The sequence below is a fragment of the Rhodococcus aerolatus genome (assembly GCF_054783215.1).
Genome location: NZ_BAAGQZ010000004.1, coordinates 206,208 through 221,846, shown reverse-complemented (window position 1 = coordinate 221,846; position 15,639 = coordinate 206,208). Strand labels below are relative to the sequence as shown.

Sequence of the window (15,639 nt, the reverse complement as noted above, 5' to 3'; positions counted from 1 at the left end):
GAAGAGAAGGAGATCTCTCCAGGAGAAGAACAGGAACAGCAGTAAGTGGTGTGGACGCTGGGGACGCGGGGTGCTCGCCGCAGGTCCGCAGGCGTGGCGTGGTGGGGACGGCGCTGGGGGCGGGTGGTGCGCGGCGGTCCCCAGCCCGGTGGCCCGGACGGGTCGTGCACGCCACGTCCCCAGCTGCGGCGGGTTGTCCCCAGGTCTGTCCCCAGGTGTGGGTAGTCCTCCGCGCGACCGACACGGACGTGCGCGCCGGAGTGTCGTGGCCGCGTGTCGTGCCGGCCCGGGCCCCCTCCGTGGCACCGGGAAGTGCGCCCGGCGCGGTCCTGGGCGTGCGCTGACACCGGAGAGTGCGCCCGCCGCGGTCCTGGGCGCCCGTAGACACCGGAGAGTGCGCCCGGCGCGGGAAGTGGGCGAAGCGCGGCCGGTGGGCGCGGCAGGGCGCGGGATGTGGGCGAAACGCGGCCGGCGGGGGGTGCGGGTGCGCGGACGGGTCAGCGGCGGGAGCGCTGCTTGATGCGCGCGGTGAGCTCGGAGACCTGCTCGAAGGTCTTGCGGCGCTCGGTCATCTCGTTGCGGATCTTCTTGTCCGCGTGCATGACGGTCGTGTGGTCGCGGCCGCCGAAGGTCTGCCCGATCTTCGGCAGCGAGAGGTCGGTCAGCTCCCGGCACAGGTACATCGCCGTCTGCCGCGCCCCGGCCACGGCGCGGGTCTTCCCCGGCCCGGTGAGCTCGTCGATGCTCATCGAGAAGTACTCGGCCGTCACGGCCACGATCGTCGCGGCCGTGATCTCCAGGCTCGACTGGTCGGGGATGAGGTCGCGCAGCACCATCTCGGCCAGGCCCATGTCGACGCCCTGCTTGTTCAGCGAGGCGAAGGCCGTCACCCGGATCAGCGCACCCTCGAGCTCGCGGATGTTGCGCTCGATGCGGCTGGCGATGAACTCCAGCACGTCTGCGGGCACCGCGAGCCGGTCCATCTGCGCCTTCTTGCGCAGGATGGCGATCCGGGTCTCGAGCTCGGGCGGCTGTACGTCGGTGATCAGGCCCCACTCGAAGCGGGTGCGCAGCCGGTCCTCCAGCGTGGCCAGCTGCTTGGGCGGCCGGTCGGAGGAGACGACGATCTGCTTGTTGGCGTTGTGGAGGGTGTTGAAGGTGTGGAAGAACTCCTCCTGCGTCCCCTCCTTGCCCTCGAGGAACTGGATGTCGTCGACCAGCAGCACGTCGACGTCGCGGTAGCGGCGCTGGAACGCCACCTTCCGGTCGTCGCGCAGGCTGTTGATGAAGTCGTTCGTGAACTCCTCGGTGGAGACGTAGCGCACCCGCATGCCGGTGAACAGCCGCTGCGCGTAGTGCCCGGCGGCGTGCAGCAGGTGGGTCTTGCCGAGGCCGGACTCGCCCCAGACGAACAGTGGGTTGTAGGCCCGCGCCGGCGCCTCGGCGACGGCGACCGCCGCGGCGTGGGCGAAGCGGTTGGACGCCCCGATGACGAACGTGTCGAAGGTGTACTTCGCGTTGAGCCGGGTCTGCGACGGGGACGCGCTGGCCGGGGTCGAGCCGGGGGCGCCGCCGGAGGTCGCGTACGGCCAGATCTCCTGCACGGTGGCCATCACCGCGTCCTCGTCGTCCTCGTCGTCACCGTCGGAGGTGCCGTGCGGGCCGGCGCCGCCCGGGCCGCCGCCGTTGCCGTTGGTCGCGAGCAGGCCGTGCGGCGGGGTGGCCTCGGCCTCGAGCGTGGTGTCGACCCGCACCGCGAGGCTGATCGTCTGCCCCAGGTGCCGGGTCAGCGCCTCGGTGATCTGCTCGGACAGGCCGCGCTCGATCATCTCCTTGGCGAAGGGCGTGGGGGCGGCGAGCATCGCGAAGCCGTCGTGCAGGCCGATCGGGCGGGTGAGGCTGAGCCAGGCGCGCTGCTGCGCGGACAGGGCCGTCACGCCCGAGTCGGTGCGGGCGCCGAGCTCGTCGAGGACGGTGCGCCAGACGTCGACGAGGCTGCCGTGGTCGTCGTCCACCTGGGGTGCTCTCCTCCCGCTCCGGTCAGACCGTCGTCCCCGGTGGCGCTCACCCCAGGCTGGCTGCGGGGTCGCGCGACACGACGTCCACAGGGTTGTCCACAGCTGTGCACGAACATAGCGCACGGCCCCCGGGCCGTCGTGGACGGATCCCGGTGGCACGGCGCCGCGGCCCCCAGCTGTCCCGGGCCTCCCCGGGGGTGCCTGCCACGTCCCCCCGTGGCCTCGGCTCCGGGGCGGGACGCTAGCAACCCCCGAGACCGGCCCACAAGGTGAACCCAGGGTTGACGGTTCCCGTCAAGCACCCGACCCCGGCGTGTCAGGGTGATCTACGACCGGCCGGGTCCCCGAGGCCGCCGCGATGGGTGGTTTGACCCCCCGTGGCGGGCTGCGTACCGTGGTGCGGTCACCCGCCGGGACCCCGGCGCCTCCGTGCTGCGCCCACCCGGGGCGGTGCTGGGGGCACGAGCGGTCCCCGGGCGGCACCAGACCGAGAACACCGGGTGCCGCTGCTCGTCGAGACCGACGGGCCGCGGCCAGCAACACGAGGAGTGCGGACACGTGGCCAAGGGCAAGCGGACGTTCCAGCCGAACAACCGACGTCGGGCGCGGGTCCACGGCTTCCGGCTGCGCATGCGCACCCGCGCCGGCCGCGGCATCGTCTCGGCGCGCCGCCGCAAGGGCCGCGCCGAGCTCACCGCCTGACACCACCCACCTCCCGGTGCTGCCTGCCCACGACCGGCTGCGGACGGGGTCCGAGATCACCCGGACCGTCCGCTCCGGCCGTCGGTCCGGGCGTCGCCGCCTGGTGGTCCACCTGGCCCGCAGGCCCGTCGTCGACCCGGCCACCGCCACGGTGGCGCAGGGACGCCCGGGTGCGCGGGCCGGTCTGGTCGTGAGCGGCTCGGTCGGCGGCGCGGTGACGCGCAAGGCGGTCTCGCGCCGGCTGCGGCACGTCCTGGCCCCGGTGCTGGCCTCGCTGCCGGACGACGCCGACGTGGTCGTGCGGGCGTTGCCCGCCGCGGCCGGGGCCACCTCGGCCGAGCTCGACCGGGACGTCCGGGCCGCGCTGCGGTCCCTGACCCGGGCGTGAGCGCGGTGCCGCCCGTCGAGGGGCCACGCCGGTGGCGCGGGGCGCCGGCCCAGGCGCTGATCTGGGTGGTGCAGCTGTACCGCGTGTGGATCTCGCCGCTGAGCCCGCCGAGCTGTCGCTTCACCCCCAGCTGCAGCGAGTACGCGGTCGACGCGCTGCGCGAGCGGGGGGCCGTCGTGGGCCTCGGCCTGACGGCCGTGCGGGTGGCCAAGTGCGCACCCTGGCACGCTGGGGGGTGGGACCCCGTGCCCCCGCGCCCGGGAGGGCGGCGCCAGGAGAGCAGCGGCGTGACATGAGCGGCAGGACCCGGCAGGACGAGCTGAGGAGCGAGTAGCAGTGCTGGACTTCATCTACTACCCGGTGTCGGCGATCCTCTGGGTCTGGCACAAGGTGTTCGGAGCGGTGCTCGGCGCCGACAACGGCTTCGCGTGGGCGCTGTCGGTGGTGTTCCTCGTCTTCACGCTGCGCGCCATCCTCTACAAGCCCTTCGTCAAGCAGGTCCGCACGCAGCGGCAGATGCAGGAGCTGCAGCCGCAGATCAAGGCGCTGCAGAAGAAGTACTCCGGGGACCGGCAGAAGATGGCCACCGAGATGCAGAAGCTGCAGAAGGAGCACGGCTTCAACCCCGTGGCCGGCTGCCTGCCCGTGCTGCTGCAGGCGCCGGTGTTCATCGGCCTGTTCCACGTGCTGCGCTCGTTCAACCGGACCGGTGGGGCGGCGAACATCCCGTTCCTGAGCCCGACGGCGCCGATGACGCCCGAGCTCAACGCGGTCACCCCGAACTACATCTTCGGCGTCGACGACGTGCAGTCGTTCCTGCGTGCGGACCTGTTCGGCGCGCCGCTGTCGTCCTACATCACCCAGCCGATGTCGCAGCTGCAGGCCTTCGCCGTGGACGTCGTCGGCGGGGGGATCCCGAACAAGGTCGCCATCGCCAGCGTGGCCATCCCGCTGATGATCGTCGCCTCCATCGCCACCCACTTCACCGCCCGCCTCTCGGTCGCCCGGCAGTCGGCGGCGGCCGCGGCCAACCCGCAGTCCGCGCTGATGAACAAGCTCGTGGTGTGGGTGTTCCCGCTCTTCGTCCTCGTCGGTGGGCCCTTCCTGCCGATCGCCATCCTCCTGTACTGGCTGAGCAACAACGGCTGGACGCTGGTGCAGCAGCACTACGTCTTCGGGAAGATGGCCAAGGAGGAGGAGGAGAAGAAGACCCTGGCGATCGAGCGCAAGGCGGCCAACGCCCCCAAGCCCGGCGCCAAGCCGACCAACCTCCGCAAGAAGGGCACCGGGGGCGGCGGCGTGACCGAGGCCGGACTGGCCGTCGGCGCCGACCCGGTCGACGTGGTCGAGGAGGTCACGGGCGAGGACACCGCCGACTCCGCGGCCGCTCCCGCACGGACCCCCCGCAAGCGGGGCGCCGGCGCGCGCCCCTCCCCCGCGTTCGACGCCTCCCTCGGCGGTGGCACGGCCGGCGCCGGCCGCTCCGGCGGGGGCCGGTCCGGGTCGTCGGGGGGTGGCGCCCGTAACGGCTCCGGTCGCCGACCCGCGGGGTCCGGCGCGGGCGCCGGCAAGCAGACCACCGCCAAGGCCAAGCGCAAGCGTCGCTGACGGGGCCGAGGCGCAGGAGAGAGGGACCACCAGCATGAGCACCGAGAACATCGCCCCGGCAGGGACCGGCCAGGCCGACGTCGACGGCAACGAGTCGCCCGTCGTCGTGCCCGGGGAGGAGACCGACGCGGTCGCCGAGGGCCGCAGCCGCACCGCGGAGGTCGTGGACGACGAGGACGACGTCGACCCGCTGGTCGAGGAGGGCGACGTCGCCGGCGACTACCTCGAGCGGCTGCTCGACGTGCTGGACTTCGACGGGGACATCGACCTCGACGTCGAGGGTGACCGGGCCATGGTCAGCATCGAGGGCGGGGACGACCTGCAGAAGCTCGTCGGCCGCAAGGGTGAGGTGCTCGACGCGCTGCAGGAGCTGACGCGGCTCGCCGTGCAGCAGTCGACCGGGGACCGCAGCCGCCTGATGCTCGACGTCGCCGGCTGGCGCGCGGAGCGCCGGACCGAGCTGACGCGGCAGGGCACTGCTGCCGCGGAGCGGGTCGCGTCGTCGGGAGAGCGCGAGGAGCTGGCCCCCATGACGCCGTTCGAGCGGAAGATCGTGCACGACGCCGTGGCCGGCGTCGCCGGGGTCACCAGCGAGAGCGAGGGCGCGGAGCCGCAGCGCCGAGTGGTCGTCGTCCCCGCCACCTGAGCGTCCTACCGCGACCCCCGGCTCCGCGCGAGCCGGGGGTCGCCGTGTCCCTCCACGAAGGACTGTCCACATGAGCCTCACCCCCGACGCCGCGGCGGGCCTGCTGCCCGCCGACCTGGCCGGGCCCGCCGCCGGGCTGTTCGGCGACCGGCTGGACCTGGCGCGGCGCTACGCCGTGCTGCTGGCCACCGCGGGGGTCGAGCGCGGCCTGGTCGGTCCGCGCGAGGTGCCCCGCACCTGGGAGCGGCACGTGCTGAACTCCGCGGTCCTCGGCGAGGTCGTCGAGGCCGGGGCCACGGTGGTCGACGTCGGCAGTGGTGCGGGTCTGCCCGGGGTTCCGCTGGCCCTGGCCCGTCCCGACCTGACGGTGGTCCTGCTCGAGCCGCTGCTGCGCCGCGTGACGTTCCTCGGCGAGGTGGTCGCCGAGCTGGGCCTCGGTGACCGGGTCCGGGTGGTGCGCGGCCGGGCCGAGGACGGCGGCGTCCGGCGCGACGTGGGTGGCGCCGACGTCGTCACCTCCCGGGCGGTCGCCCCGCTGGCCCGGCTCGCGGGGTGGTGCCTGCCGCTGGCCCGGGCTGGGGGGCGGGTGGTGGCGCTGAAGGGGGCCAGCGCCGCCGACGAGGTGGCCCGCGACCGTGCGGCGGTGGCCCGGGCCGGCGGGGCGGACGTCACCGTGACGACCGTGGCCGAGGGGATGCCGTGGTCGGCGACCCTCGTGTCGGTCGTCCACCAGCCGCGGCGCGGTCGGGGCCGCTGACGCTGGGCCGTGCACGGCGGCGCGCGGTGGCAGCGGAGCAGACCTGAGCGTGTGCGGCGGGGTGAGGGTTCGCGGCGCCCGGGCGGAACGGGACGGGCGTCAGGGCCGCCGTTGGATCCGGTGGCAGGACCACGCGGCCTCGCCGTTGGGCTGGGTCCACTCGACCTCGAGGCGGGTGTCGGCACGGTGGCTGAGCTGGATCGGCACCGTCTCCCCGGGCTCCACACGGTCGACACTGGGACGGCCCCGGACCGTCAGGGGAACGGCGTCCCCGCGCCCACGGCCGAGCATGATGAGCAGCGTCGACCGGCGCGGGCTGCTGGTGGACACGCGCACGTCGCGGACGGCGTCGTCCATCCGGTTGACCAGCACACCGTCCCCGGCCGCCGTGACGTCGAACGTCCACCGCTGCTCCGCCCGTCGGAACGCGGCTCGGTAGCCGCGGTGCTCGTCCCGGACCCGGGGCCACGTGACGACAGCGGTGATCGCCATGAGGACGAGGGTGGTGACGACGGCCGTCCACACGTCCGCAGTGGTCTCGAGTGGCGCCCCCACGTCGGTACGGTATCGCCGGCAGTGCAGCAGTGGCGGCGATGCGGGTCGACACCGTGGCGCCGCAGCGAGGATCGGGGCAGCCCGAGCGTTGACGCCCCGGCCGCACCGTTGACGTGACGGGACGGCGCGGTTGTGGCCTGAGATCGCCAGTGCGGCGACGGGCCCGGGTGGCAGGCACGAGGACCAAGGTGCAGGCCGGTACTGACCCGCGGCGAAGCTGAGGCTCTGACGAGAGAGGCTCGTCCGCGTTGTTTCACGTGGAACATCGGCGCGGATGTAGGGCGCCATCATGAGATGCGGGCGACCGTTTCACGTGAAACACGGAGCGACGGCATGGCCTGAGTCGAACGGCGACCCGCGCGGAACTCAGCGGCCGGCGTGACGTTCCACGTGAAACATCAATCACTAACGCACGGGCGGGCAGACGACCCACCGCCTGTCGACCGCATCTGGCGTGTCGCACCGCTGGGCCAGCATGATCGGCCGGGGCGGTCGCACCCCGGGTGGTCGGGGCCCGCGGCCGGGTGACCGACAATGGAGCACGACCGCAGCACCCAGGTGAGGAGCACGAGTGGCAGTGGACGAACCGACCGGGGGCGGCTACGACGACACCCCCATCGCGGCCGCGGCCCGGCGGGCGACGAGCGTGCTGCACCCGCCGTCGGTCCCCGCGATCGCGCGTCCGGCCCACCGCAGGATCATCACGGTGGCCAACCAGAAGGGTGGCGTCGGCAAGACGACGAGCACGGTGAACCTGGCGGCGGCGCTGACCGTCCACGGGCTGCGCGTCCTCGTCGTCGACCTCGACCCGCAGGGCAACGCGAGCACGGCGCTCGGGGTCGAGCACCGCTCGGGCACCCCGTCGATCTACGAGGTGCTCCTCGGGGAGATCTCGGTGGTGGACGCCGCGGCGCGGAGCACCCAGTCCGACGCCCTGCTGTGCGTGCCTGCGACGATCGACCTGGCGGGTGCGGAGATCGAGCTGGTGTCCATGGTCGCCCGCGAGGGTCGGCTCAAGACCGCCCTGAACGACGACGCGCTGACCGAGCTCGACGTCGACGTCGTGCTCATCGACTGCCCGCCCTCGTTGGGCCTGCTCACGGTGAACGCCATGGTTGCCGCGCCGGAGCTGCTCATCCCCATCCAGTGCGAGTACTACGCCCTGGAGGGGCTCGGCCAGCTGCTCAACAACGTCGAGCTGGTGCGGGCGCACCTCAACCCCGACCTGCACGTGTCGACCATCCTGCTGACGATGTACGACGGCCGGACCAAGCTCTCCGACCAGGTCGCCGGCGAGGTGCGCAGCCACTTCGGCGACGTCGTCCTGCGCACCGTCATCCCCCGCAGCGTCAAGGTCAGCGAGGCCCCCGGCTACGGGCAGACGGTCCTCGCCTACGACCCGGGGTCACGCGGCGCCATGAGCTACCTCGACGCCGGCAAGGAGATGGCCGAGCGCGGGGACCTCTCGATGTCCACCACCCCGGAGGAGGCACCGTGACCGAGCGACGAGGTGGACTGGGCCGCGGGTTGGCCGCCCTCATCCCGAGCGGGCCGGCGGGCAGCACGTCGACCGGACCGCGGCTCGGCGCGGCCGCGGCCGACGTCGTCCTGGGCGTGGCCGCCCCGCGGGCGACCGACGCCACGGGGCGCACGGACAGCGCGGGTGACCCCGACACGACGGGGCCGGCACCGGGCGCCGAGCTGGCGGAGGGCGGCGCCACCTACCGCGAGCTGCCCCCCGGTGAGATCCGCCCCAACCCGCGTCAGCCCCGTCAGGTGTTCGACGACGACGCGCTCGACGAGCTGGTGTTCTCCATCCGCGAGTTCGGGCTCATGCAGCCCGTCGTGGTCCGGGAGATCAGCCCGGCCGAGGACGGGGTCCGCTACGAGCTCGTCATGGGTGAGCGTCGCTGGCGCGCCACCCAGGCGGCCGGGCTCGCGACCATCCCGGCGATCGTCCGGGAGACCACGGACGACGCGATGCTCCGCGACGCGCTGCTGGAGAACATCCACCGCGTCCAGCTCAACCCGTTGGAGGAGGCGGCGGCGTACCAGCAGCTGCTCGAGGAGTTCGGCGTCACCCACGACGAGCTGGCCTCCCGGATCGGCCGCTCCCGGCCGGTCGTCAGCAACACCATCCGGCTGCTCAAGCTCCCCGTGGCGGTGCAGCGCCGGGTGGCGGTGGGCGTTCTCTCTGCGGGCCACGCCCGGGCGCTCCTGGCCCTCGACGGTGACTCCCCGGCGCAGGACGCCCTGGCCACGCGCATCGTCGCCGAGGGCCTGTCCGTCCGGGCGACGGAGGAGGCCGTGACCGTGGCCCGCAGCGAGGGCCCCCCACCGGCGGCACCGAGCCGGCGGCGGACCGGCCTGGCCCCCGAGCTGCGCGAGGTCGCCGACCGGCTCTCCGACACCTTCGACACCCGGGTCACGGTCACCCAGGGGCAGCGCAAGGGCAAGATCGTCGTCGAGTTCGGGTCCACGGAGGACCTCGAGCGCATCGTCGCCCTCATGCAGGGGCCCGACCGGGGGTAGCCCGGCCCGGGAAACGTCACCAGGGGCCTCGAGACCGGGCCCACCCAGCACACCTGTTTGCGTCACTGTGACCAATCACAGCAGCAGAGGCCAAAACCACTTGTGCAGCAACAGTTCTCGGCGAAACACCCGCCCCTGACCGACCTCACGGGGACGTCGGTGCCGCCTGACCTATCCTGATCACGCGAGCCGGGTCGGCCGGCCCGTGCGAGCCACCCGCCGCGCTCCGTAGGAGGTCGAGACCCACCGTGGGACGTCGTACGGAGAACCTGACGCTCGACTCGATGGACCACCTCCCGCCCGACTGCCGCCGCTGCGTGTTCTGGGAGCTCGCGCCGCACCTGCAGCAGCAGGCGATCGAGTACGGCAGCACCGAGCTGGAGAAGGAGGCGTGGGCCTCGCAGGTGCTCCTCGAGTGGGGCTCCTGCGGCAAGACCATCACCGTCGACGGCGTGCCCGCGGGCCACGTGCTCTACGCGCCGCCCGGGGTCGTCCCCCGCGCCGCCGCGTTCCCCACGTCCCCGGTGAGCCCCGACGCGGTGCTGCTCACCTCGATGCGGGTGGTGGAGGGCTTCGACCACGGCGGCCTCGGGCGCGTCCTGGTCCAGTCGGTGGTCAAGGACCTCACCCGCCGCGGGGTGCGGGCGATCGAGGCGTTCGGCGACGCGCAGCCGGTCGACCCGCGCACCGGGGAGAGCCGGGGCAGCTGCGTGGTGCCCGCGCAGTTCCTGCTCTCCGTCGGGTTCAAGACCGTGCGCCCCCACGAGCGGTGGCCCCGGCTGCGCCTCGAGCTGCGGTCGGCCATCACGTGGAAGGAGGACGTCGAGGCCGCGCTGGAGCGGCTCCTCGGCTCGGTCAGCCTCGGCCCGGTGGGCTCACCGGCGAACGCGGTGACGACGCTCAGGCAGGATCGGCCAGCGACAGCTCGACGGCCAGGAGCTCCTCGAACGTGAAGCTGCCCGTCGGCTGGTCGTCCTCGCCGAGCAGGTAGAGCCGCTTGACCGCCACCACGAGCGCGTCGGCGATGACGTCGCGGCCGGCCGGGTCGCCCAGCAGCGCGCGGTCACGGTCGTTGGTCAGGTAGCCCAGCTCGACGTGCACCGCGGGCATCCTGGTGCGCCGCAGCAGCTCCCAGCTGCGGCCGTGGCTGCGGCAGTCCGCCAGGCCGGTGCGGGCGACGATCTCGCGCTGGATGTAGCCGGCCAGCAGCTCCCCCGCGGCGGAGGTCGCCCCGGTGTCGGTGCCGAAGTGGAACGTGGCCACCCCGGAGGCCGCGGCCGAGGGCGCGGCGTCGGCGTGCAGCGAGATGACCAGGTCGGCGCCCAGCTCGTTGGCGAAGGCGGCGCGGTCCAGGTCGGAGCGTCCGTCGTGGCGGGGCCGGGAGACGTAGACCTCGACGCCGGTGGCGGACAGCCGCCCCTCCAGCCGGGCCGCGAGGTCCCACGCCAGCTCGGACTCGCGCACCACGCCGCCCTCGGACATCACGACGACCCCGGGGTCGTCCCCGCCGTGGCCGGGGTCGATGACGATCCGCTTGCCGCGCAGCCGGCGGCCGGAGACGCGGACGGCCTCCTCCTCGCGGATGCGGTGCGGGGAGCCGCCGGTCACCTTGCGGCCCAGCTGGTTGAGCGACGCCATCGTGGTGGGGCCGAAGATGCCGTCCTCGGCCAAGCCGTACTCGCGCTGGAAGGTGCGCAGCGCGCGGTCGGTGCGGACCCCGAAGAGGCCGTCGGCGCGGCCCGTGTCGTAGCCGAGCTCGAGCAGCCGGCTCTGCAGCTCGCCCACGTCGTCACCGGCCATGGGCGCGGAGAGCTGGTAGATCAGCGTGCGAACGCCGAGGCGGTACGACGCCTCCTTGAGCGCGCGGTAGGTGTCGTGCCCCACGCGGCCGTCGGTCAGCAGCCCCCGGCGCTGCTGGAAGGAGCGCACCGCGTGGTCCACGGCCAGGTCGTACACCGCCTCGGCGGGCGGGGCGGACGGCTCGGTCGGCAGCAGCCCCAGCCCGGCGAGCGCCGAGCGGACCTCCGCGACCGCGGCACCGCGGTCACCGAGCCGGAGCACCTGCATCGAGCGAACCTCCCGTGGACGGCCGGGCCCACCGCGACGACGACCGGCCACGGTGCGAGCACCCATGATCTCACGCCAGCGTGTCACACCGGCGTCGCGCCGCGCTGCCGGGAGGTGGGTGACCCCCGGTCGAGCGACGACGTCTCCCCGACGCCCCGACGAGGACGGCCGCAGCGCGGTCGTCCTCGTCGGGGTGGTACGGGTCAGTGCAGGTCAGAGCGGTCGGACGCAGGTCAGAGCACGTCCGACAGCTGCGCCAGGAGCGCCTGCTTGGGCTGCGCGCCGACGATCTGCTTCACGGGCTGGCCGTCCTTGAACACCATGAGCGTCGGGATCGACATCACCTGGTAGTCGCGGGCGATGCCCGGGTTCTCGTCGATGTCCAGCTTGGCGACGGTCAGGCCCTCGTTCTCGGCGGCGATCTCCTCGAGCACCGGGGCGACCATCTTGCAGGGGCCGCACCAGGTGGCCCAGAAGTCGACGAGGACGGGCTTGCTGCTCCCGAGGACGTCGGCCTGGAAGGACGCCTCGGTGACGGTGACGGTGTTGGCCATGGTCTCTCCTGTGGGTTGACGCGGTGGACGGGTGGGTCCGGGTGCGGGGTGGTGGTGGGTCAGGACCGCGGGGCGGCACCGTAGCCGCCGCCGACGAGCTCGGTGGCGACCTCGGCGTGGCCGTCCACGGCGTGCTCGGCGAGCCACCGCTCGGCATCGATCGCCGCGGAGCACCCCGTGCCCGCGGCGGTGATGGCCTGGCGGTAGGTGTGGTCGACGAGGTCGCCGGCGGCGAACACGCCGTCCACCGAGGTGGCGGTGCTGTGCGGGGCGACGCGGACGTACCCGGCGTCGTCGAGGTCGACCTGGCCGCGGACGAGCTCGCTGCGCGGGTCGTGGCCCACGGCGACGAACATCGCGGTGACGTCGAGGGTGGACTCCTCACCGGTGACGGTGTCGCGCAGCCGCAGCCCGCTGACCGAGCCCTCCCCGAGGACCTCGGTGACGGTCTTGTTCGTCGCGAAGCGGATCTTGGGGTTCTCCTGGGCGCGCTCGAGCATGATCCGCGAGGAGCGGAACTCGTCGCGGCGGTGGACCAGGGTCACGCTGCGCGCGAAGCGGGTGAGGAACGTGGCCTCCTCCATCGCGGAGTCACCGCCGCCGACGACGGCGATGTCCTGGTCCCGGAAGAAGAAGCCGTCGCACGTCGCGCACGAGCTGACGCCGCGGCCGAGCAGGGTCTGCTCGCCGGGGACGTCGAGGTAGCGGGGTGCGGCGCCCATGCTGAGCACGACCGCGCGGGCGCGGTAGGTGCGACCGTGGGCGGTGACGGTCTTGACCTCGCCGGTCAGGTCGACGGAGTCGACGTCCTCGGCGCGGAGCTCGGCGCCGAAGCGGCCGGCCTGCTCGCGCATGCTCTCCATGAGCTCGGGGCCCATGATGCCGTCGCGGAAGCCGGGGTAGTTCTCCACCTCGGTCGTCGTCATCAGGGCACCGCCGAACTGGGTGCCCTCGAACACCAGCGGGGCGAGCTGGGCCCGGGCGGTGTAGACCGCCGCGGTGTAGCCGGACGGCCCGGACCCGATGACGATGACGTCGCGGACCTCGTCGTACGGGCGGCTGACCTGCTCCGACATGACTTCCCTCCTCGCACGGCCCGGGTCCCCGGGCTCCTGGTACGTGAACACGGCCCGACGACCGGTTTGTTCCGCCGCCGCGGCGCGGCCCCGGGTCAGGGTGCGGCCGGCCCGCTCCGGGCGCGGCGCCGGGCCCGCTTGTCGGCGTACATCGCCGCGTCGGCGGCCGCGCACGCGCCGGGGAACCCGCTGACCACGCCGTACCCGCCGACCCCGACGGAGCCCAGCACCCCGGCGGCGGCGAGGTCGTCCTGCAGCCGGGCCACCAGCTCCTGGGCCCGGGCCGGCGTGGTCCGCACCACGGCGGCGAACTCGTCCCCGCCCAGCCGGGCCACCGCGCCGTCGGTGGGCAGCGACGCCCGCAGCACCTGCGCCGCGGCGCGGATGTAGGCGTCCCCCGCCGCGTGGCCCCCGCTGTCGTTGACCACCTTGAGCTGGTCCAGGTCGAGCATGAGCACCGAGGCCGGGTCGCCGAAGCGGCGGAAGCGGTCCTCCTCGTGCGCGATCCACCGCTCCCAGCCCCGCCGGTTGAGCAGGCCGGTGAGCGGGTCGGTCTCGGACTCCGCGGTGGCCACCTCGAGGGCCCGCAGCGCGGTGGTGGCGGCGGTGTCGGACTCCAGGACGGCGGAGAGCAGGCTCGAGACCAGGTCGAGCAGCGGCTCGAGGTGCGGCGGCGGGTCGGCCACCGGGCCCGGGTCGTAGCCGCACACGGTGCCGAACAGCTGACCGTCCGGGCGCACGATGGGCGTGCCCACGTACGCGCCGACGGGCACCGACTGCGCGGTGGCGGCGGCGACCGCGGGGGCCAGGGCCGGCACCGAGCCGGTGTCGAGCGCCACGCGGGGGCTGGACCCGGCGGACATGGTGCGGCACATCGAGCTGGCCCACGGGAACTCCGCGCCCGCGCCGAGGTAGCCGTACCCCTCGTCGACGGCCACCAGGAACACCTGGGTGTCGTCGACCACCCGGGTCACCGCCCACGCGCCCATGGGCAGCACCGCGCGCAGGTGCTCGACCACCATCCGGCAGGCGACGTCGAAGGTGCGCGGCGCCACCACGGGCGCTGGACCGGTCGCGCCCGCCGGGGTGCCTGCGTCACCGGTCACGGCACGACGGTAGGCCACCGGTCCCGACAGGAGGGACGGACCGGTCACCGCCCGCCGATCTCCTGGCGGGCGAGGGTGTCCGGGGTGCCGGGGCCGCACGCGGCGCCGACGACGAGCGCGGTGAGCCGGGGCGGCACCGGTCCCGGCAGCAGCAGCAGCACCCCGCGCTGCCCGTCCAGGACGACCTCGCTGGCCCCGAGGACGGTGGTGCCCGCGGGCACGCCGTTGGCCTCGAGGCAGGCCGCGCGGGTGGCCTCGTCGGTGAGCGGGCCGAAGCTGCGCGACCCCAGGGCGGCGACGGCCTGCGGCCCGCTGACCGAGGAGCCGAGGTCGGTGACGCCGCTGGGCAGCGGGGCCGCCTGGGGGGTGCCGGCGACGTCCCCGCCGGTGCGGCCGAGGACGCCCACACCGACGGCGGCGACCACCACCGCGGCCGCGGCGACCCCCACGGCGGGGGCCCAGCGCCGGGACCGGCCGGCCCGGCGGGCGCGGGCGGCAGCGAGGTCGGTCGGGGCAGCCAGGTCGGTCGGCGCGGGCGGGTCGGGCCGCTGCGGGCCCGCCGGGCGGGACCCGACGAGCTGCGGGCCGGGCGCGGAGCGGGGGGCGGGACCGGGCGCGGAGCGGGGAGCGGGGCCGAGTGCGGCGAGCGCGGCGTCGAGCCGGGCCGCGACGGCGTCGGGGACGCGGACCTGGGGCGTGGGGGCGGGCCCGGTGTCGGCCCCCGCGCCGAGGCGGCGCAGGTCGGCCGTGGTGGCGTCGAGCGCGGCGAGCACCGCGGAGGCGTCCTGGTCGGCCCGGACCCGGGGCCAGAGCCGGGCGGCGGCGTCGTCGTCCAGCAGCCCGGCGTGCAGGTCGGCGACGAGCTCGTCGGTCAGCGCGGGCGGGCCGCCGGGCCCGTCCGTGTCGCTGTGCTCTGTCATGGGGCCTCCCGCCGGACGCGTGTGGTCCTCGGTGGGACGTCCGGGGAACCCTCCTGGTTCCCCGCACCAGAGTGAACACCCCTACCTTCGCGGCCGGCGGCGCGGCGCTCGGCCGCGAGGTGGCCCAGCGCCACGGCCAGCTTCGCCCGGCCCCGGGCGCACCGGCTCTTGACCGTGCCCTCCGCCACGCCCAGCGCGGCCGCGGCGTCCGCCACCGAGAACCCCTCGACGTCCACGGCCACGATCGCGGCCCGCTGGTCCTCCGGCAGGGCGAGGAGCGCCTCGTGGACGAGCATCCGGGTGTCGGAGCGCTCGGTGTCGTCGTGGGGCACCGCGGGCTCGTCGGAGCCGTCCTCGGCGAACGGGACGGTGGCCCGCGTCTTCTGCCGCCGCAGCCGGTCCAGGCAGGCGTTGACGACGATGCGGTGCAGCCACGTCGTCACGGCCGACTCGCCGCGGAACCGCTCGGCGGCACGGTGCGCGGAGAGCAGGGCGTCCTGCAGCGCGTCGGCGGCCTCGTCGGGGTCCCGGGTGGTGCGCAGCGCCACGGCCCACAAACGGTCGCGGTGGCGGCGCACCAGCTCGGCGAACGCGTGCGGGTCCCCGGCCACGTGGGCCTGCACCAGGGCGAGGTCGGTCGGCCCCTCCTCGGGCGGCCCGGCCGACCAGGGGCCGCGCAGCACGCCGTCCGCGCCCCGCCCGCTCCCCGG

General features: G+C 74.5%; 17 protein-coding genes. 9 read left to right on the top strand and 8 right to left on the bottom strand.

Going from position 1 to position 15,639, the window contains the following annotated elements; all coding sequences use genetic code 11:
* Positions 1-497: 497 nt before the first annotated feature.
* Positions 498-2,015 carry a chromosomal replication initiator protein DnaA gene (gene dnaA / locus ACYVOF_RS02680; protein ID WP_460863960.1) on the bottom strand — a complete coding sequence of 506 codons (1,518 nt, stop codon included), beginning with the start codon at positions 2,013-2,015 and terminating at the stop codon, positions 498-500.
* A gap of 561 nt (positions 2,016-2,576) precedes the next feature.
* Here dnaA and rpmH point away from each other — a divergent pair.
* The 6 genes from rpmH (at position 2,577) to rsmG (ending at position 6,119) form a co-directional block, all read left to right on the top strand.
* Complete coding sequence (rpmH, locus tag ACYVOF_RS02675; RefSeq protein ID WP_460863959.1) at positions 2,577-2,720, top strand: 50S ribosomal protein L34; 144 nt, start codon at positions 2,577-2,579, stop codon at positions 2,718-2,720.
* A 16-nt stretch (positions 2,721-2,736) separates the two neighbouring features.
* Positions 2,737-3,108, top strand: a complete 372-nt coding sequence (gene rnpA / locus ACYVOF_RS02670; RefSeq protein ID WP_460863958.1) for a ribonuclease P protein component — start codon at positions 2,737-2,739, stop codon at positions 3,106-3,108.
* Positions 3,105-3,404, top strand: coding sequence for a membrane protein insertion efficiency factor YidD (gene yidD, locus ACYVOF_RS02665; RefSeq protein WP_460863957.1), 300 nt, complete (start codon positions 3,105-3,107; stop codon positions 3,402-3,404). Before rnpA ends, yidD begins: the two co-directional genes overlap by 4 nt.
* A 40-nt stretch (positions 3,405-3,444) precedes the next feature.
* Positions 3,445-4,716 carry a membrane protein insertase YidC gene (yidC, locus tag ACYVOF_RS02660; protein WP_460863956.1) on the top strand — a complete coding sequence of 424 codons (1,272 nt, stop codon included), beginning with the start codon at positions 3,445-3,447 and terminating at the stop codon, positions 4,714-4,716.
* Positions 4,717-4,750: 34 nt separating this feature from the next.
* Entirely contained in the window at positions 4,751-5,362 is a 612-nt protein-coding gene (locus ACYVOF_RS02655) for a Jag family protein (protein ID WP_460863955.1), read from the top strand.
* 70 nt (positions 5,363-5,432) lie between these two features.
* Entirely contained in the window at positions 5,433-6,119 is a 687-nt protein-coding gene (gene rsmG, locus ACYVOF_RS02650; RefSeq protein WP_460863954.1) for a 16S rRNA (guanine(527)-N(7))-methyltransferase RsmG, read from the top strand.
* A 99-nt stretch (positions 6,120-6,218) separates the two neighbouring features.
* On the opposite strand, the gene ACYVOF_RS02645 is transcribed toward rsmG, so the two are convergent.
* A complete protein-coding gene (locus ACYVOF_RS02645) occupies positions 6,219-6,674 on the bottom strand; it encodes a hypothetical protein (RefSeq protein WP_460863953.1) in 456 nt (151 codons plus the stop codon).
* A gap of 571 nt (positions 6,675-7,245) precedes the next feature.
* Between ACYVOF_RS02645 and ACYVOF_RS02640 the strand changes: the two genes are divergently transcribed.
* The 3 genes from ACYVOF_RS02640 to ACYVOF_RS02630 all read left to right on the top strand — a co-directional run bounded on the left by ACYVOF_RS02640 (position 7,246) and on the right by ACYVOF_RS02630 (position 10,159).
* Positions 7,246-8,172, top strand: a complete 927-nt coding sequence (locus tag ACYVOF_RS02640) for a ParA family protein (protein WP_460863952.1) — start codon at positions 7,246-7,248, stop codon at positions 8,170-8,172.
* The gene (locus ACYVOF_RS02635; RefSeq protein WP_460863951.1) at positions 8,169-9,206 is read left to right on the top strand and encodes a ParB/RepB/Spo0J family partition protein; all 1,038 of its coding nucleotides are present in this window, start codon (positions 8,169-8,171) and stop codon (positions 9,204-9,206) included. Before ACYVOF_RS02640 ends, ACYVOF_RS02635 begins: the two co-directional genes overlap by 4 nt.
* Positions 9,207-9,454: 248 nt before the next feature.
* Positions 9,455-10,159 carry a GNAT family N-acetyltransferase gene (locus ACYVOF_RS02630; protein WP_460863950.1) on the top strand — a complete coding sequence of 235 codons (705 nt, stop codon included), beginning with the start codon at positions 9,455-9,457 and terminating at the stop codon, positions 10,157-10,159.
* Here the strand turns inward: ACYVOF_RS02630 and ACYVOF_RS02625 are convergent.
* The 6 genes from ACYVOF_RS02625 to sigM form a co-directional block, all read right to left on the bottom strand.
* On the bottom strand, positions 10,107-11,273 hold the full coding sequence (locus tag ACYVOF_RS02625) for an N-acetylmuramoyl-L-alanine amidase (RefSeq protein WP_460863949.1): 1,167 nt from the start codon (positions 11,271-11,273) through the stop codon (positions 10,107-10,109). The genes ACYVOF_RS02630 and ACYVOF_RS02625 overlap by 53 nt on opposite strands.
* A 233-nt stretch (positions 11,274-11,506) precedes the next feature.
* Positions 11,507-11,827 (bottom strand): thioredoxin, encoded by a 321-nt coding sequence (gene trxA, locus ACYVOF_RS02620; protein ID WP_460863948.1) that lies wholly within the window; start codon positions 11,825-11,827, stop codon positions 11,507-11,509.
* Positions 11,828-11,886: 59 nt separating this feature from the next.
* A complete protein-coding gene (gene trxB, locus ACYVOF_RS02615; RefSeq protein WP_460863947.1) occupies positions 11,887-12,903 on the bottom strand; it encodes a thioredoxin-disulfide reductase in 1,017 nt (338 codons plus the stop codon).
* A gap of 95 nt (positions 12,904-12,998) precedes the next feature.
* Positions 12,999-14,009: a GGDEF domain-containing protein gene (locus ACYVOF_RS02610; RefSeq protein ID WP_460863946.1), complete on the bottom strand. Its 1,011-nt coding sequence runs from the start codon at positions 14,007-14,009 to the stop codon at positions 12,999-13,001.
* 44 nt (positions 14,010-14,053) lie between these two features.
* Positions 14,054-14,929 carry a hypothetical protein gene (locus ACYVOF_RS02605; protein ID WP_460863945.1) on the bottom strand — a complete coding sequence of 292 codons (876 nt, stop codon included), beginning with the start codon at positions 14,927-14,929 and terminating at the stop codon, positions 14,054-14,056.
* On the bottom strand, positions 14,926-15,609 hold the full coding sequence (sigM, locus tag ACYVOF_RS02600; RefSeq protein ID WP_460864097.1) for an RNA polymerase sigma factor SigM: 684 nt from the start codon (positions 15,607-15,609) through the stop codon (positions 14,926-14,928). The genes ACYVOF_RS02605 and sigM overlap by 4 nt, the downstream gene beginning before the upstream one ends.
* Positions 15,610-15,639 lie beyond the last annotated feature (30 nt).